We start from the raw sequence: 21,765 nt of genomic DNA on the forward strand, positions 1-21,765 counted from the left end.
AGCGATCTCTGTGAGAGGTGTGCAGTGAAAAACAATTCCGCTTCGCGTTTCGGCAAGAAGACCCAGCAAGCCCTCGGCCCTCGCACGCTGAGCTCGCGCCTCTTCCTCCAGGCCCTTGAACCCCGCGTCCTGCTGGACGCCGCCATGGCCCAGACGGCGCACGAAGTGGCGCAGGCCGTCCCCGACGCGCCGCCCGCGGCGGATACCCAGGCGCATGCCGAACTGATCGCCGCCTTGGGTGCCGTGGAACAGCACAAGGCGAGCGCGGCCGAACCGGCGGAGCCGCGCCACGAGGTCTACTTCATTGACCGCACCGTTGACGACGCGGATGCGCTGGCGCAGTCCCTGCCGCCCGGGGCCGAGGTCCACTTCATCGAGCCGGGTGTCGACGGCGTGCGCTTCATGGCCGAGACGCTCAATGGCCGTCAGGATGTGGATGCCGTCCATATCCTGAGCCACGGCGAAGCGGGCACGCTGCAACTGGGCGCCGCCACGCTGACGCTGGAATCCATGCAAGGCGAATACCGCGAGGTGTTGACGCAGATTGGGTCGGCCCTGAGCGCCGACGCCGACGTGCTGCTTTACGGCTGCGACTTCGGTCAGGGCGATGTTGGCGCGCTTGCGGTGCAGACGCTGGGCGTGATTACCGGCGCGGACGTGGCTGCATCGTCGGACACCACCGGCGCGGCCATGCTGGGCGGCGACTGGACGCTGGAACACCAGAGCGGTTCCATCGAAACCGTCGCCGTTGCGGCAGAGGGCTGGAGCTATCTGCTGGCGCCGCCGGTGCTGGACAACGCCTTGAACCTGACCTATACCGGCGCCGAAGATTCCGGCGCGCCCAGCGGCGCGGTGGGCGCCACGATTTCCAACTACACGGCCGGCCTGACCGATGCCGATCCCGGCGCCGTCAAGGGCATTGCGGTAATCGGCACCGTAACGACGAACGGCACGTGGTGGTACACGCTGGACGGCGGCGCCAACTGGAGCGCCGTCGGCACCGTCAGCACAACCAGCGCGCTGCTGTTGTCCGACACGCCGAATTCGCGTATCTACTTCCAGCCCAACGCCAACTTCAATGGCAGCGCGGGCAATGCGCTGACGTTGCGGGGCTGGGATCAGAGCGCCGGCACGGTGGGCACCAAGGTGAACCCCACCACGATTACCGGCGCGGTGTCCACCGCCTCGGATACCGTGGCGGTTTCGGTGACGGCGGTTAATGACGCGCCGTTGCTCAATGCGGCCACGCGCACCTTGACGACCATCAACGAAGATCTGAACGTCGGCGTGGCGGCGCCCGCGCCGACGGGCGCGGTAGGCTCAACGGTGAACAACTTCATCGGTTCGACCACCGACGTCGACGCCGGCGCATTGACGGGCATCGCGATCATGGGCGCCGATACGGCCAATGGCACCTGGTGGTATTCCGCCAACAACGGCACGAACTGGACGCAGATGGGCGCGGTGACCGACAGCAGCGCGGTGCTGCTTGCCAACAGCACCAGCTCGCGCGTGTACTTCCGTCCCAACGCGGACTACAACGGCACGGCCACGCTGACGATCCGGGCCTGGGACCAGACCAGCGGCACCAATGGCGGCACGGCCGACGCCAGCGTCAATGGCGGCATCACCGCCTTTTCCAGCGCCACGGGCTCGGTCGGCATCACGGTCAGCGCTGTTGCCGACATCGTGGCGGACACCGCCACCACGGCGGAAGAAGCGCCGGTCATTATCAATGTGCTGGGCAACGACACGTTCGAGAACAGCGGCCGCGTCGTCACCGCCATCAACGGCACCGGGATCACCGTGGGCGGGCCGGCAGTCAGCGTGGCGAACGGGTCGGTGGTGCTGAACGCCGACGGCACCATCGCCTTCACCCCGGGCGCCGATTATCCGGGCGCCCTGGCCTCTGCGAACACCGTCTTCACGTATACGGCAACGTCGGGCGGCGTGTCCGAGACCGCCAACGTGACGGTCACCGTGACGCAGGTGCAGGACGCGCCCCGCATTGACCTGGATGGTTTGACCGCTGGGTCCAACTACAGCACCACGCTTGATCAAGGCGCCATCGCCATCGGCAACCTGGTGTCCGTGACCGACCCCGAAGGCAATAACCTGGCGTCGATGACCATCACCTTGTCGGGCGCCACGGCGGCCGACACCCTGGCGCTGAGCGGCAGCGTGGCCGGCATTACGGCCAGCTACAACAGCGGCACGGGCGTGCTGACCTTGACGGGCAGCACCACGCTGGCCAATTACCAGACCGCGCTGGGCCTGGTCACGTTCACCACCACGTCCGGCTCGACCGCTGCGCGTACCCTCTCGGTGCAGGCGACGTCGGTCGCCGCGCCCACCGCGTCCAACGTGGCGGTTGCCACGATCACGCCCATCGATACCGATGGCGACGGTGTCGCCAATACTGCCGACATCGATGACGACAACGACGGCATCCTGGATATCAACGAAGCGGCCAATACCGACGCGGATGGCATTGTCGATAGGCTGGATCTGGACAGCGACAACGACGGCATTGCCGATAACGTCGAAGCGCAGGCGACGGCGGGCTACAAGCCGCCCAGCGGCCAGGGCCTGTCCATGGTCGATGTGGACCAGGATGGCCTGGATGACCGCTATGACGCCGACACCGTCAGTGGCAGCAGGACGACGGCGGTGGCCAGCCTGGGCTTGACGCCGGTGGATTCCGACGCCGACGGCACGAAAGATTTCCGCGATGCCGATAGCGACAACGATGGCACGGCCGACGTGGCCGAGCGCGGTGACGGCCAAGCGAGTTCGGTGACCAGCACCACGGACACCGACCAGGATGGGCTGCTGGATATCTTCGAACACGGCACCGTCAGTGACGGCTTTGCCATGCACGACGGCGCGGTGATCACCAGCGGCAGCGGGCTGACCGCCACGGTCACCGGTTTCAACCTGAGTGACACCGACGCTGACATGCTCGCCAACGGCAGCAACGCCCAAGTGCTTAGCGCCGACCTGGACTGGCGCGACAGCTTCGTCGGCGTGGCGCCTCCGGTGGCGCAGGCTGATTCCGCGACCACCGTGGAAGACACACCCCTGTCGCCCTCGGCGGCGGCGGGCTTGCTGGCCAACGACACCTACAACCGCGACGGCAGCATCACGGCCGCCAGCTATGACAGCAACGCCGACGGCACGCCCGACACGGCGATCACCGTGGGCGTGGCCACGGCGCTGGTGCGCAATGGCGTCACCACCGGCAGCCTGACGCTGAACCCGGACGGCTCCTATACCTTCACCCCGGCATCCAACTACGATGGCCTGGTTCCGCTGGTGCGCTACACCATCACCACCCCGGGCGGCAGTTCCAGCGCGGACTTGTCGCTGGCCATTACCCCGGTCAACGATGCGCCGGTGCTGGCGGATACGACGCTGACCGTGGTGGCGGTCATGCCGACCAACGGCGCGCCGGTCGGCCAGGTAGGCATGTTGGTGTCTGACCTCGTGGGCGGCGTCACCGACGCCGATACCGGTGCGGTGAAGGGCGTTGCGGTCACCGGCATGAGCGGTTTGGGCACGCTGTACTACTCCATCAACAACGGCACGGCCTGGACGCAGGTCGCGTCCTTGACCGAGGCCACGGCGCGCTTGCTGGCCGCCGATGGTGTTAGCCGCCTGTACTTCCGACCCAACGTCGCGGTGCTGGGCAATGTCGCCAACGCGCTGACCATCCGGGCCTGGGACCGCACCAGCGGCACCAACGGGGCGACGGCCGACGCCACGGTCCACGGCGGCGCCACGGCGTTCTCGGATGCGACAGACACCATACAGATGCGGGCAAACACCGCTCCGGTACTTAACACAGTACCGGCGCTGACCTATACGGGTAGCGAAGACGACCCGGTCCCCGTGGGGGCGGTGGGACAACTGGTCTCGGCCTATACGGTGGGCATCGTCGATCTGGATCCGGCCGCGCTGTCTGGCATCGCGCTGACGGCGGCGAACGCTGGCAACGGCGTCTGGTGGTACACGGTGGATGGCGGCACGACCTGGAACCTGGTGGGCGCCGTCAGCGGCACCAACGCGCTGCTGCTGTCCGACACGCCAGATTCGCGCATCTACTTCCAGCCCACGACCAACTTCAACGGTAGCGCCGGCAATGCGCTGACGCTGCGCGCCTGGGACCAAAGTTCCGGCACGGCCGGCACCAAGGTGAACCCCGGAACGTCGACCGCCTTCTCTGCCGCCAGCGATACCGTGGCGGTTTCCGTGACGGCGGTGAACGACGCGCCGGTTCTGCAGGTGGATACGCGCAACCTGTCCACTATCAACGAAGACTTGAACGCCAGCGTGCCGGCGCCCGCGCCCACCGGTGCGGTCGGCACGTCGGTCAACAACTTCATCGAGTCGACCTCCGACATCGATAGCGGCGCGCTGACGGGCATCGCCATCGTGGGCGCGGATACGACCAATGGCACCTGGTGGTATTCCATCAACAATGGAACCAACTGGACGCAGATGGGCACGATCGCCGACAGCAGCGCGGTGTTGCTCGTCAACAGTGGAAACTCGCGTGTGTACTTCCGGCCCACCGCCGACTACAACGGCACCGCAACGCTGACCATCCGTGCCTGGGACCGGACCAGCGGCACCAATGGCGGCACGGCCGACGCCAGCGTCAATGGCGGCATCACGGCTTTCTCCAGCGCGACGGGCCTGGTCAACATCATCGTCAACCCCATTGCGGATATCGTGGCCAACACCGCCACCACCGCCGAAGAGACGGCAGTCATCATCAACGTGCTGGCCAACGACACGTTCGAGAACAGCGGCCGCGCGGTCACGGCCATCAACGGCACCGCGATCACGGTGGGCGGACCCGCGGTCAGCGTCGCCAACGGTTCGGTGGTGTTGAACGCCGATGGCACCATCACCTTCACCCCGGGCCTGGATTTCCCTGGCGCGGCTGCGTCAGCCAACACGGTCTTTACGTATACGGCCACCTCCGGTGGCGCCTCCGAGACGGCCAACGTCACGGTCACCGTCACGCAAGTGCAAGACGCGCCGCGCATCGATCTGGACGGCTCGGCGGCCGGCACCGGCTACAGCACCACCCAGGACCAGGACAAGGTCGCCATCGGAAAACTGGTGTCGGTGACGGACCCTGAGAACAACAACCTGGCCTCGATGACCGTCACCTTGTCGAGCCCGGCGGCGGGCGACCTGTTGTCTTTTGACGGCACCGTTACCGGTATCACCGCCAGCTACGACAGCGTGACGGGTGTATTGACGCTGACGGGCAGCGCCACGCTGGCCAGCTACCGGGCCGCGCTGGAGCAGGTTTACTTCAGCACCACGTCCGGCTCGACCGCCGTGCGCACCATCTCGGTACAGGCCATCTCGGTGCTTGCTCCCACCGCCTCGAATGTGGCGGTAACGACCATTACGCCCATCGATACCGATAGCGATGGCGTGTCCAACACGGTTGACCTGGACGACGACAACGACGGCATCCTGGATGGCGTTGAGTCTCAAGCCACCACGCCGTCTTTGATCGACGGCTCGATGGAGGGCGGACTGCCGGACGCGCATACTGAAAATCAAAGCCTGAACTTCAGTGTCGACGGCACCGGCTTCACCGACGCCTTGGCCACGCCGGATACGTGGAAGGGCAGTTTCTCCCTGGCCGGGTCCGGCCAATGGTCGGGCGCCATGAATGGTGTACCCGGCGCGGCGGATGGGCAGGTCTTCATGGGGATCTACAGCGGCTTCGTGGAAGAGGCGGCGCAAGTCATCCTTCCGGCTTCCGCGGGCATCCAGGTGGGCGACGTGGTGCGTATCACGTTCCAGGAGATTTTCGGCGGGGTCAATGGCTTGACGATCCCGGGCATGCAGGCGTATTTCGTCGTTACCGTGGACGGGGTGTCGTACAACGCCGATACGCTGACCTATAACGGCAACAACTTCAAGACCTGGTCCACGGGCTCGATCACGTTTACCGCCACGTCGACAACGCCCGTGGTGGTGTTCTCCATTGGCCGGCCCAATGGCGGTGATGGCGCGTATTTGGGCCTGGATGATGTGCGCGTCTATAAGGTCAGCGCGCTGAACGCCGCGCAGGACCGCGACGGCGACGGGCTGGTGGATCGCCTGGACCTGGACAGCGACAACGACGGCATCCCGGATAACGTCGAGGCGCAGACCACGGCCGCCTACAAGCCGCCCAGCGGCCAGGGCCTGGCCATGGTGGATGTAGACGATGACGGCCTGGATGACCGCTACGATGCCGACACCGCCAGCATCAACAGAATGACCGCGGCAGCCAGTCTTGGTTTGACGCCGGTGGACACCGACGCCGACGGTACTGCGGACTACTACGATGCGGACAGTGATAACGATGGCAAGGCGGACGTGACCGAACGTGGTGACGGACAAGCAACTTCGGTGACCAGCACCACCGATACCGACAATGACGGCTTGCTGGACATCTTCGAACACGGCAACGTCAATGACGGCTACAGCGTGCAGGACGGCGTCATCACGACCAGCGGACCCGGCCTGACGGCCACGGTCGTGTCATTCAACCTGGCCGACACCGATCTGGACACCGCTATCAACGGCAGCAACGCCGTGCCGCTGACACGCAACTTCGACTGGCGCGATAACGTCAGCGCGCCCGTCATCGACCTGAATTCCACGGCCGGCGCGGTGGATGGGTCGCTGGACTACGACACCAGCCAAACAGGCGGTGGTGTCGCGGTAAGCGCGGCAACCGCCAATGCCGACGTCAGTGACTTTGACGACAATGACATTCAGCAACTGGCGATCACCGTCTCCGGGGCGCTGGACGGCGCCAACGAAGTCGTCACGCTAGGCGGGGCGAGCTTTGCGTTGGACGCCGCAGCTTCGACCATCGTGACGGTCGACACCGTGGACCTGCTGATCAACTACTCCGTCTTGAGCGGCTTCGTCATCACGCGCAACGGCGGCGGCGTGATCGCCCAGAGCGTCCTGGATACCCTGGTGCGCGGCGCTACGTACCGCAACACGCAAGTGGCGGCGACGGCCGGCGCGCGTCAACTCAGCTTCGTGGTGACTGATACCGGCGGAGCGGCATCCGCCACGGCGGTGTCCACGATTCAGGTCACCCCGGGCAACCGTGCGCCGGTGCCCGCCGATCCGGCGATCGCCGGCCAGGTGTTCGATCCGGCCACCGGCAACTATGCCGTCAGCAACCTGGAAGACACGGTCTTCAACGGCCAGGTGTCGGCCACCGATGCCGACAACGACACGCTGGCCTATGCCGTCACGACGCAGCCGCTTCATGGCGCCGTCGTGATTGACCCCGCAACGGGCGTGTACACCTACACCCCCGATGCCGACTACCACGGCAGCGACAGCTTCGTGGTGACCGTGTCGGATGGCATGGGTGAAAGCGTCCAGTCCATCGTCAACGTGACGATGGCGGCCGTGGCGGATATCGTCAACGACACGATCACGACGAATGAAGACACCACGGTCAATATCGCGGTGAGCGGCAACGATACGTTCGAGGACGCCGGGTATGCGATTACGGCCATCGACGGCATCGCTGTCGTGGTGGACACGCCGGTCGCGGTCGCCAACGGGACCGTCACGCTCAAAGCCAACGGCACCTTGGACTTCACGCCGACGCCCAACTACAACGGGTTGGCCAGCTTCACGTACACCGTGACATCGGCCGGCACGGTGGAGACGGCAACCGTCACGGTGACCGTGACTGCGGTGGCGGATGCGCCGGTGACGGTGGATCCCGCAGTCCCCGGTCAAGTCTTTGATCCGGCCACCGGCAACTACGCAATCAGCCTGAACGAGGACGCTGTCTTCAATGGCCAGGTCTCGGCCGTGGATGGCGACGGCGATACGCTGGTGTATGGGGTGGATACCTCGGCCACGCACGGCATGGTGACGGTTGATTCGGTGACGGGCGCGTACACGTACACGCCGACGGCCGACTACTACGGTGCCGACAGCTTCATCATCAGCATCGGTGACGGTGCGGGCAACATCGTCCTGTCGACGGTGAGTGTCACGGTAGCGGCGGTGGTGGATATCAGCGACGACACGATCACGACCGATGAGGACACCACGGTCAACATCGCAGTGGTTGGCAACGACAGCTTCGAGAACGCTGGACGCTCGATCACTGCCATTGATGGCATTGCGGTGGTGGTCGATACGCCGGTCCTGGTGGCCAATGGTTCGGTCACGTTGAAGGCCGATGGCACCTTGGACTTTGCCCCTGCCTTGAACTACAACGGGTCCACGAGCTTCACGTACACCGTGACGTCTGGTGGGGCGGTGGAGACGGCATCGGTCACGGTGACCGTGACGGCGGTGGCGGATGTACCAGTGACGGTCGATCCCGCGGTGCCCGGTCAAACCTTTGATCCTGCGACGGGCAACTACGCAATCAGCCTGAACGAAGACGGGGCGTTCACTGGCCAGGTCTCGGCGATTGATGGAGACGGAGACACGCTGCTGTATGCGGTGAACACTCCGGCAACGCACGGCATGGTGACGGTCGATCCGGCAACGGGCGTCTACACCTACACGCCGACGGCGGATTACTACGGCAGCGACAGCTTCATCATCCGCATCGATGACGGCGAAGGCAACGTGACGCAGTCGACGGTAAGCGTCACGGTCGCGGCGGTGGTGGATATCACCGACGACACGATCACGACGGATGAGGACACGACGGTCAATATCGCGGTGGTCGGCAACGACAGCTTCGAGAACGCCGGACGCACGATCACTGCCATCGACGGCATTGCGGTGGCGGTGGGAACGCCTACCCCGGTCAGCAACGGTTCTGTGACGTTGAAGGCCGACGGCACCCTGGACTTCGCTCCGGCCGCGAACTACAACGGCCCGACCAGCTTCACGTACACCGTGACGTCTGGCGGGGCAGTGGAGACGGCATCGGTCACGGTCACCGTGACGGCGGTGGCGGATGTACCAGTGACGGTCGACCCGGCAGTCCTCGGCCAGGTCTTTGATCCTGCTACTGGCAACTATGCGATCAGTTTGAACGAAGACGGGGCGTTCACGGGTCAGGTCTCGGCAGTTGATGGCGACGGCGATACGCTGACCTACAGCGTATCCTCGGCTGCCACGCACGGCATGGTCACGGTGGACCCGGCAACGGGCGGCTACACCTACACACCGACGGCCGATTACTACGGCAGCGACAGCTTCGTCATCCGCATCGATGATGGCGCAGGTAACTTCATTCTGTCGACGGTGAGTGTCACGGTCGCGGCGGTGGTGGATATCACCGACGACTCGATCACGACGAATGAGGACACAACGGTCAACATCGCAGTCGTCGGCAACGACAGCTTCGAGAACGCCGGGCGCGCCATAACCGCCATCGACGGCGTTGCGGTGGTGGTGGGAACGCCGGTCGCGGTCGCGAACGGCTCAGTCACGCTGAAGGCCGACGGCACCTTGGACTTTGAGCCGGCCTTGAACTACAACGGTTCGACCAGCTTCACCTATACCGTGACGTCTGGCGGCGCGATGGAGACGGCATCGGTCACGGTGACTGTCACCCCGGTAGCGGATGCGCCGGTGACGGTGGATCCCGCAGTACCCGGTCAAGTCTTCGATCCGGCAACAGGCAACTATGCGATCAGCCTGAACGAGGACGCCGTCTTCAACGGCCAGGTTTCAGCGGTGGATGGCGATGGAGACACGCTGGTGTATGGGGTGGATACCCCCGCGACGCACGGCATGGTCACGGTGGATTCGGTGACGGGCGCGTACACGTACACGCCGACCGCCGACTACTACGGTGCCGACAGCTTCATCATCAGCATTGATGATGGCGCGGGCAACTTCATCCTGTCGACGGTAAGCGTCACGGTAGCGGCGGTGGTGGATATCACCGACGACACGATCACGACGAATGAAGACACAACGGTCAACATCGCGGTCGTCGGCAATGACAGCTTCGAGAACGCCGGACGCAGCATCACTGCCATCGACGGCAGCGCAGTCATGGTGGGCACGCCGGTCGGGGTCGCCAACGGTTCAGTCACGCTGAAGGCCGACGGCACCTTGGACTTTGCCCCGGCCTTGAACTACAACGGGTCCACGAGCTTCACCTATACCGTGACTTCCGGCGGCGTGGTGGAGACGGCATCGGTCACGGTAACCGTCACTGCGGTAGCGGATGCGCCGGTGACGGTGGATCCTGCCGTAGCCGGTCAAGTCTTTGATCCTGCCACGGGCAACTATGCAATCAGCCTGAACGAAGACGGGGCCTTTAATGGCCAGGTCTCGGCGGTTGACGGCGACGGAGACACGCTGGTGTATGGGGTGGATACCCCGGCGATGCACGGCATGGTGACGGTTGATCCAGCGACGGGTGCCTACACCTATACGCCGACGGCGGATTACTACGGTACCGACAGCTTCGTCATCAGCATCAATGACGGCGCGGGCAATGTCACCCTGTCGACGGTGAGTGTCACGGTCGCGGCAGTGGCGGATATCACCGACGACACGATCACGACGGATGAGGACACGACGGTCAACATCGCAGTCGTCGGCAACGACAGTTTCGAGAACGCCGGACGCACGATCACGGCCATCGACGGCATTGCGGTGGTAGTGGGAACGCCGGTCGCGGTTGCCAACGGCTCGGTCACGCTGAAGGCCGACGGCACCTTGGACTTCGCGCCAGCCTTGAACTACAACGGGTCCACGAGCTTCACCTATACCGTGACGTCTGGCGGCGCGGTGGAGACGGCAACCGTTTCGGTCACCGTCACTGCCGTGGCGGATGTGCCGATGACGGTGGACCCCGCAGTACCCGGTCAAGTCTTCGATCCGGCAACAGGCAACTACGCAATCAGCCTGAACGAGGACGCCGTCTTCAACGGCCAGGTCTCGGCGGTTGACGGCGACGGAGACACGCTGCTGTATGCGGTGAACACTCCGGCAACGCACGGCATGGTGACGGTCGATCCGGCAACGGGCGCCTACACCTACACCCCGACCGCGGATTACTACGGTGCCGACAGCTTTGTCATCAGCATCGATGACGGCGAAGGCAACGTGACGCAGTCGACGGTAAGCGTCACGGTAGCGGCGGTGGTCGACATCACCGACGACACGGTCACGACAGACGAGGACACCACGGTCAACATCGCAGTTGTCGGTAACGACAGCTTCGAGAATGCCGGACGCAGCATCACGGCCATCGACGGCAACGCCATCATGGTGGGCACGCCGGTCGGGGTCGCCAACGGTTCAGTCACGCTGAAGGCCGACGGCACCTTGGACTTTGCCCCGGCCTTGAACTACAACGGGTCCACGAGCTTCACCTATACCGTGACTTCCGGCGGCGTGGTGGAGACGGCATCGGTCACGGTAACCGTCACTGCGGTAGCGGATGCGCCGGTGACGGTGGATCCTGCCGTAGCCGGTCAAGTCTTTGATCCTGCCACGGGCAACTATGCAATCAGCCTGAACGAAGACGGGGCCTTTAATGGCCAGGTCTCGGCGGTTGACGGCGACGGAGACACGCTGGTGTATGGGGTGGATACCCCGGCGATGCACGGCATGGTGACGGTTGATCCAGCGACGGGTGCCTACACCTACACCCCGACGGCGGATTACTACGGCAGCGACAGCTTCACCATCAGCATCAATGACGGTGCGGGCAACGTCACCCTGTCGACGGTGAGTGTCACGGTCGCGGCGGTGGTGGATATCAGCGACGACACGGTCACGACCGATGAGGACACGACGGTCAATATCGCTGCGGTGGGCAACGACAGTTTCGAGAACGCCGCGCGCACAATCACGGCCATTGATGGCATTGCGGTAGTGGTGGGAACGCCAGTTGCCGTCGCCAACGGCTCGGTCACGCTGAAAGCCGACGGCACCTTGGACTTCGCTCCAGCCTTGAACTACAACGGGTCCACGAGCTTTACCTATACCGTGACGTCTGGCGGCGCGGTCGAGACGGCATCGGTCACGGTGACTGTCACCCCGGTAGCGGATGCGCCGGCGACGGTGGATCCTGCCGTACCCGGTCAAGTCTTTGATCCGGCCACTGGCAACTACGCCATCAACCTGAACGAGGACGCCGTCTTCAACGGCCAGGTCTCGGCGGTTGACGGCGATGGTGACACGCTGGCTTATGGGGTGGATACCCAGGCGATGCACGGCATGGTCACCGTTGATCCGGTGACGGGTGCCTACACGTATACGCCGACGGCGGATTACTACGGCAGCGACAGCTTCACCCTCAGCATCAATGACGGTGCGGGCAACGTCACCCTGTCGATGGTGAGTGTCACGGTCGCGGCGGTGGTGGATATCACCGACGACACGATCACGACCGATGAGGACACGACGGTCAATATCGCCGTGGTGGGCAACGACAGTTTCGAGAACGCCGCGCGCACCATCACGGCCATCGACGGCAACGCAGTCATGGTCGGCACGCCGGTCGCGGTCGCCAACGGTTCAGTCACGCTGAAGGCTGACGGCACCTTGGACTTTGCCCCGGCCTTGAACTACAACGGTTCGACCAGTTTCACCTATACCGTGACGTCTGGCGGGGCGGTCGAGACGGCATCGGTCACGGTGACTGTCACCCCGGTAGCGGATGCGCCGATGACGGTGGATCCTGCCGTACCCGGTCAAGTCTTCGATCCGGCAACAGGCAACTACGCGATCAGCCTGAACGAGGACGCCGTCTTCAGCGGCCAGGTCTCGGCGGTGGATGGCGACGGCGATACGTTGGTGTATGGGGTGGATACCCCGGCAACGCACGGCATGGTTACCGTTGATCCGTTGACGGGCGCCTACACCTACACCCCGACGGCGGATTACTACGGCAGCGACAGCTTCACCATCAGCATCAATGACGGTGCGGGCAACGTCACCCTGTCGATGGTAAGCGTCACGGTCGCGGCGGTGGTGGATATCACCGACGACACGGTCACGACCGATGAGGACACGACGGTCAACATCGCAGTGGTGGGCAACGACAGCTTCGAGAACGCCGGACGCAGCATCACGGCCATCGACGGCAACGCCATCATGGTGGGCACGCCGGTCATGGTTGCCAACGGTTCGGTCACGCTGAAAGCCGACGGCACCTTGGACTTTGCCCCGGCCTTGAACTACAACGGTTCGACCAGCTTCACGTACACCGTGACATCTGGCGGCGCGGTGGAGACGGCATCGGTCACGGTGACTGTCACCCCGATAGCGGATGCGCCGATGACGGTGGATCCTGCCGTACCCGGTCAAGTCTTCGATCCGGCAACAGGCAACTACGCGATCAGCCTGAACGAAGACGGGGCCTTTAACGGCCAGGTCTCGGCGGTTGATGGCGATGGAGACACGCTGGTGTATGGGGTGGATACCCCCGCGACGCACGGCATGGTGACGGTTGACCCGGCAACGGGTGCCTACACCTACACGCCGACGGCCGACTACTACGGCAGCGACAGCTTCACCATCAGCATCAATGACGGCGCGGGCAACGTCACCCTGTCGACGGTGAGTGTCACGGTCGCGGCGGTGGTGGATATCACCGACGACACGATCACGACCAACGAAGACGCCACGGTCAACATCGCAGTCGTCGCCAACGACAGCTTCGAGAACGCCGGACGCAGCATCACGGCCATCGACGGCAACGCAGTCATGGTGGGCATGCCGGTCCTGGTTGCTAACGGTTCGGTCACCTTGAAGGCCGATGGCACCTTGGACTTTGCCCCGGCTGCGAACTACAACGGCTCGACCAGTTTCACCTACACCGTGACGTCTGGCGGGGCGGTGGAGACGGCATCGGTCATGGTGACCGTGACGGCGGTGGCGGATGTACCAGTGACGGTCGACCCGGCAGTGCCCGGTCAAGTCTTCGATCCGGTCACTGGCAACTACGCAATCAGCCTGAACGAGGACGCTGCCTTCAATGGCCAGGTTTCGGCGGTTGATGGCGACGGTGACACGCTGACTTACAGCGTATCCTCGGCTGCCACGCACGGCCTCGTCACGGTGGACTTGGCAACGGGTGCCTACACGTACACGCCGACGGCGGATTACTACGGTACCGACAGCTTTGTCATCAGCATCGACGACGGCACGGGCAATATCAGCTTGTCGACGGTGACGGTGACAGGGGCTGCCGTGGTGGATATCACCGACGACACGGTCACGACCGATGAGGACACGACGGTCAATATCGCTGTTGTCGGCAACGACAGCTTCGAGAACGCCGGACGCAGCATCACGGCCATCGACGGCAACGCCATCATGGTGGGCACGCCGGTTATGGTTGCCAACGGTTCGGTCACCTTGAAGGCCGACGGCACCTTGGACTTTGCCCCGGCCTTGAACTACAACGGTTCGACCAGCTTCACCTACACCGTGACGTCTGGCGGCGCGGTGGAGACGGCATCGGTCACGGTGACTGTCACCCCGGTAGCGGATGCGCCGATGGCGGTGGATCCTGCCGTACCCGGTCAAGTCTTCGATCCGGCCACTGGCAACTACGCAATCAGCCTGAACGAGGACGCTGCCTTCAATGGCCAGGTCTCGGCGGTGGATGGCGACGGCGATACGCTGGTGTATGGGGTGGACACCCCTGCGACGCACGGCATTGTGACGGTTGATCCGGTGACGGGCGCCTACACCTACACGCCGACGGCCGACTACTACGGTGCCGACAGCTTCATCATCAGCATCGACGACGGCGCGGGCAACGTCACCCTGTCGACGGTGAGTGTCACGGTTGCGGCGGTGGTGGATATCACTGACGACACGGTCACGACGGATGAGGACACGACGGTCAACATCGCAGTGGTCGGCAACGACAGTTTCGAGAACGCCGGACGCGCCATAACCGCCATTGATGGCAATTCGGTGGTAGTGGGAACGCCGGTCGCGGTCGCCAACGGTTCTGTGACGTTGAAGGTCGACGGCACCTTGGACTTCGCCCCGGTCTTGAACTACAACGGGTCCACGAGCTTCACGTACACCGTGACGTCTGGCGGGGCGGTCGAGACGGCAACCGTCACGGTGACCGTCACCGCAATCGCGGATGCGCCGGTGGCGGTGGATCCGGCAGTACCTGGCCAAACCTTTGATCCTGCCACGGGCAACTATGCGATCAGCCTGAATGAAGACGCTGTCTTCAATGGCCAGGTTTCGGCGGTGGATGGAGACGGAGACACGCTGACTTACAGCGTATCTTCGGCTGCCACGCACGGCATGGTCACGGTGGATCTGGCAACGGGCGCGTACACGTACACGCCGACGGCAGATTACTACGGCAGCGACAGCTTCATCATCAGCATCGATGACGGCGAAGGCAACGTGACGCAGTCGACCGTAAGCGTCGCGGTAGCGGCGGTGGTGGATATCATCGACGACACGATCACGACCGATGAGGACACGACGGTCAACATCGCAGTGGTGGGCAACGACAGCTTCGAGAACGCCGGACGCAGCATCACGGCAATCGATGGCAATGCCATCTTGGTGGGCATACCGGTCGCAGTGGCCAACGGTTCGGTCACCTTGAAAGCCGATGGCACCTTGGACTTCACGCCGGCAACGGACTTCAACGGCCCGACCAGCTTCACCTACACCGTGACGTCTGGCGGCGCGGTGGAGACGGCATCGGTCACGGTGACCGTGACGGCGGTGGTGGATGTACCAGTGACGGTCGACCCGGCAGTGCCCGGTCAAATCTTTGATCCTGCCACGGGCAACTACGCAATCAGCCTGAACGAGGACGCCGTCTTCAACGGCCAGGTCTCGGCGGTGGATGGTGACGGCGATACGCTGGTGTATGGGGTGGACACCCCGGCAACGCACGGCATGGTGACGGTTGACCCGGCAACGGGTGCCTACACCTACACACCGACGGCCGACTACTACGGCAGCGACAGCTTCACCATCAGCATCAATGACGGCGCGGGCAACGTCACCCTGTCGACGGTGAGTGTCACGGTCGCGGCGGTGGTGGATATCACCGACGATACGATCACGACCAACGAAGACACCACGGTCAACATCGCAGTAGTCGCCAACGATAGCTTTGAGAACGCCGGACGCAGCATCACGGCAATCGATGGCAACGCAGCCATGGTCGGTACGCCGATCGCGGTTGCCAACGGATCGGTCACGCTGAAAGCCGACGGCACCTTGGACTTTGCGCCCACGGCCAACTACAACGGTTCGACCAGCTTCACCTACACGGTGACGTCAGGCGGAGCGGTGGAAACGGCATCGGTCACGGTGACTGTCACCCCGGCAGCGGATGCGCCGGTGATGGTGGATCCTGCCGTAGCCGGTCAAGTCTTTGATCCTGCCACGGGCAACTACGCTATCAGCCTGAACGAGGACGGGGCCTTTAACGGCCAGGTCTCGGCGGTTGATGGCGATGGAGACACGCTGGTGTATGGGGTGGATACCCCCGCGACGCACGGCATGGTGACGGTTGACCCGGCAACGGGTGCCTACACCTACACGTCGACCGCCGACTACTACGGTGCCGATAGCTTCATCATCAGCGTCGATGACGGCACGGGCAATATCAGCTTGTCGACGGTAAGCGTCACGGTCGCGGCGGTGGTGGATATCAGCGACGACACGGTCACGACCGATGAGGACACGACGGTCAACATCGCAGTGGTGGGCAACGACAGCTTCGAGAACGCCGGACGCAGCATCACGGCCATCGACGGCAACGCAGTCATGGTCAGCACGCCGGTCGCGGTTGCCAACGGTTCGGTTACGTTGAAGGCCGATGGCACCTTGGACTGCACGCCAGCCTTGAACTACAACGGCCCGACCAGCTTCACGTACACCGTGACGTCTGGCGGGGCGGTGGAGACGGCAACCGTCACGGTGACCGTCACCGCAATCGCGGATGCGCCGGTGGCGGTGGATCCAGCAGTACCTGGCCAAACCTTTGATCCTGCCACGGGCAACTACGCGATCAGCCTGAACGAGGACGCCGTCTTCAACGGCCAGGTCTCGGCGGTGGATGGCGACGGCGATACGCTGACCTACAGCGTATCCTCGGCTGCCACGCACGGCATGGTAACGGTCGACCTCGCAACGGGCGCGTACACCTACACGCCGACGGCGGATTACTACGGCACCGACAGTTTCGTCATCCGCATTGATGACGGCACCGGCAATGTCATCTTGTCGACGGTAAGCGTGACGGTCGCGGCGGTGGTGGATATCGTCAACGACACGATCACGACCAATGAAGACACCCCGGTCAACATCGCCGTGGTCGCCAACGATGGCTTCGAGAACGCCGGACGCGCCATCACCGCCATTGACGGCATTGCGGTGGTGGTGGGAACGCCGGTCCTGGTCAGCAACGGTTCTGTGACGTTGAAAGCCGACGGCACCTTGGACTTCACGCCGACCACGGATTTCAATGGCCCGACCAGCTTCACCTACACCGTGACGTCTGGCGGTGCGGTGGAGACGGCATCGGTCACGGTGACCGTGACGGCGGTGGCGGATGTACCAGTGACGGTCGACCCGGCAGTACCGGGCCAGACCTTCGACCCAGCCACCGGTAACTATGCGGTGAGCACTAGCGAGGAAACGGCCGTCAATGGTCAAGTCTCGGCGGTTGACGGCGATGGTGACACGCTGGCTTGTGGGGTGGATACCCCGGCAACGCACGGCATGGTCACCGTTGATCCGGTGACGGGTGCCTACACGTACACGCCGACGGCGGATTACTACGGCAGCGACAGCTTCATCATCAGCATCAATGACGGTGCGGGCAACGTCACCCTGTCGATGGTGAGTGTCACGGTCGCGGCGGTGGTGGATATCGCCGACGACACGATCACGACCGATGAGGATACGACGGTCAACATCGCCGTGGTGGGCAACGACAGCTTCGAGAACGCCGGACGCAGCATCACGGCAATCGACGGCAACGCAGTCATGGTCGGCACGCCGGTCGCGGTCGCCAACGGTTCAGTCACGTTGAAGGCCGATGGCACCTTGGACTTCGCCCCGGCCTTGAACTACAACGGGTCCACGAGCTTCACCTACACCGTGACGTCTGGCGGCGCGGTGGAGACGGCATCGGTCACGGTGACTGTGACGGCAGTGGCGGATGTACCGGTGACGGTCGACCCGGCAGTCCCCGGTCAGACCTTTGATCCTGCCACGGGCAACTATGCAATCAGCCTGAACGAGGACGCTGTCTTCACCGGCCAAGTCTCGGCGGTTGACGGCGACGGTGACACGCTGACTTATGGCATAAGTACCCCGGCGATGCATGGCGTGGTGACGGTTGATTCGGTGACGGGTGCCTACACCTATACGCCGACTGCCGACTACAACGGCAGCGATAGCTTCATCATCAACATCGACGATGGCGAAGGCAACGTGACGCAGTCGACGGTAAGCGTCACAGTCGCGGCGGTGGTCGACATCGACAACGACGCGATCACCACCAACGAGGACACGACGGTCAACATAGTGGTGCTGGGCAACGACAGCTTCGAGAACGCCGGACGCATCATCTCGGCCATCGACGGCATTGCGGCGGTGGTCGGTACGCCGATTGCGGTTGCCAACGGATCGGTCACGCTGAAAGCCGATGGAACCTTGGACTTCACGCCGACTACCGACTTCAACGGCTCGACCAGCTTCACGTACACGGTGACCTCGGGTGGCGTCACCGAGTCGGCAGGCGTCACGGTCACCGTGACCGCCGTGGCTGATGCGCCGATGAATGTCGATCCCGCAGTCCCCGGTCAGATCTTTGATCCGGCCACGGGCAACTATGCAATCAGCCTGAACGAGGACGCTGTCTTCAATGGCCAGGTCTCGGCGGTGGATGGCGACGGTGACACGCTGGTGTATGGGGTGGATACCCCCGCGACGCACGGCATGGTGACGGTGGATTCGGCAACGGGGGCGTACACGTACACCCCGACTGCCGACTACTACGGTGCCGACAGCTTCATCATCAGCATCGACGACGGCACGGGCAACATCAGCTTGTCGACGGTGACGGTGACAGTGGCTGCCGTGGTGGATATCACCGACGACACGGTCACGACCGATGAGGACACGACGGTCAACATCGCCGTGGTCAGTAACGACAGCTTCGAGAATGCCGGACGCAGCATCACGGCCATCGACGGTATTGCGGTGGTAGTGGGTACGCCAGTCGCGGTTGCCAACGGTTCGGTCACGTTGAAGCCCGATGGCACCTTGGACTTCGCCCCGGCCTTGAACTACAACGGGTCCACGAGCTTCACCTACACCGTGACATCCGGCGGTGCCGTGGAGACGGCAAGCGTTACGGTCACCGTCACTGCCGTGGCGGATGTGCCGATGACGGTGGATCCCGCGGTTCCCGGTCAAACCTTTGATCCTGCCACGGGCAACTATGCAATCAGCCTGAACGAAGACGCTGTCTTCAATGGCCAGGTCTCGGCGGTGGATGGTGACGGCGATACGCTGGTCTACAACGTATCCTTGGCTGCCATGCACGGGGTGGTCACGGTTGATTCGGTGACGGGCGCATACACCTACACGCCCACGGCCGACTACTACGGCAGCGACAGCTTCATCATCAGCATCGACGACGGCGAAGGCAACGTGACGCAGTCGACGGTAAGCGTCACGGTCGCGGCAGTAGTGGACATTGCCAACGACACGGTCACGACCAACGAAGACACAGCGGTCACCATCGTGGTGGGGGGTAACGACAGCTTCGAAAACGCCGGACGCATCATCTCGGCCATCGACGGCAACGCCATCGTGGTGGGCACGCCGGTGGCAATCGCCAACGGGTTGGTCACCCTGAAGGCGGACGGCACCCTGGACTTCCTGCCGGCCTCGCACTACCACGGTTCAACCAGCTTCACCTACTCCGTGACCTCGGGTGGCGTTACCGAGACCGCGACGGCCACGGTCAACGTCACCTCGATCAACGACGTACCCATCTTGGTGGACGTCCGGATTGGCGGCCAGGTGTTGAACCCCGCCACGGGCGAGTACGGCGTGCCGACAACGGAAGACACATCGGTTGTTGGACGCGTGGAGGCGTCGGATTCGGACGGTGAACCGGTGCAGTACACGATGACCACCTTGCCGGTCCACGGCGTGGTGACGCTGGATGCAGTTACCGGAGACTACGTCTACACGGCCATCGGCGATTTCCACGGCAACGACCGCTTCGTGGTCACGATTACCGATAGCAGCGGAGGCTCGGTGCGAACGGTGGTGAACGTGACCGTCGGGGCGATTGTGGACATCGACCACGACACGGTGACGACCAACGAAGATACGACGGTCAATATCGCGGTCCAGGCCAACAACACGTTCGAAAACACCGCTCACGCCATCACGGCTATCGATGGGTCTGCCGTGGTGGTGGGAACGCCGGTCACGGTAGCCAACGGCTTGGTGACGCTGCGCGCCGATGGCACCTTGGACTTCGCGCCTTCGGCCAACTACAACGGCACCACGAACTTCACCTACACCGTGACTTCGGGGGGTGTTACCGAGACGGCGACCGTTACGGTGAATGTGACGGCCGTGAACGATAGTCCGATCGTGCCGGGAGGAACGGTGAGCTTGCCGCTGGGTGACGGCGTGGACGTGCCGGCTGACCAGGGCTTGCTGGCTGGCGCGTCGGACGCCGACGGCGATCCCTTGCGCGTCATCGAGGTCAGCGTGGACGGGGTGGCCGGCAGCACGCCCGTCGGCACGCCGATCATGATCCCGGGCCGGGGAACGTTGCTGGTACGCGCCGACGGCAGCTACGTCTTCACCCCATCCGCGAACTTCGTGGGCGAGTTGATCGTGCGCTACACGGTGGGCGACGGCAACGGCGGTCTTACGGAAGCAACGATCAGGCTGTCCAACTCGACGCCTGTGTTCACGGAGCAAGAGGAGCTTCGTCGGGCCCCGCTGCCGGGGGCCGGCGCCTTGGACACGGGGGGCAACGGCGGTCTGTATCGGGCGGGCGAGGCGAATTCAGTGCTGATCCAAACGGTCAATAGCCTGGGTTCACTGAACGGCACCGCGGATCTTCTGCATCCGGATGGCGCGGTGTCGCGGGCGGTCAATGGTGTCGACAACCTTGGCCATGTGGGCTCCTTCGGGGCCGTGGGCGCGGTCCTGAATGCCGTCAACGAACTCTCGGCGCTGAACGGCAACGACGATATGGGCGCGCGCAGCGGCTTGCACCAACTGCTGAGGTCCGCCTTGGGCGGCGGGCTGGAAGGGGGGCAGGCGGTGTTGTCGTCCTTGCCGCTGGGCGGCGGATTGCAGTTGGATATGCTGGGGCGTGGCGACCAGTTGCTCATCATCATCAACGGGGGAGCCGGTGCAGACGGCATGAGCGTCACGCTGGCCAACGGTGCGGCACTGCCGGATTGGGTGCAGGCGGATGGACAGGGGCTCTTTCTGATCAATCGCCCGGCAGGCGTGGAAGCGTTGACCCTGCGCCTGACGCAGCGCTCAGCGACTGGAGTGACCGTCGACCGGCTTGTCACGATCGACTTCCTGTCAGGCGAGCTGCGTGAACAACGTGGCGCGGCGGATGCCGCATCGCGTCCGGAAACCTCACCGGACACCTCGCCCCGGGCGGCGGCAGCCGAGCCGGTCAAGTTGGCGGGAGCACCGTTCGCTCAGCAGTTGGCGCAAGCGGCCCGGCAGCACGATGTGGAGGATGCCGCCTTGATGGACCTGCTGGACTGA

General features: G+C 63.9%; 1 protein-coding gene. It reads left to right on the forward strand.

Translation table 11 applies throughout. The features are described from left to right. The first annotated feature begins 24 nt into the window (after positions 1 to 24). Positions 25 to 21,765, forward strand: coding sequence for an Ig-like domain-containing protein (locus tag P8T11_RS21475; RefSeq protein WP_268080114.1), 21,741 nt, complete (start codon positions 25 to 27; stop codon positions 21,763 to 21,765).

The organism is Achromobacter spanius (genome assembly GCF_029637605.1).
Classification (GTDB): Bacteria; Pseudomonadota; Gammaproteobacteria; order Burkholderiales; family Burkholderiaceae_B; genus Achromobacter; species Achromobacter spanius_E.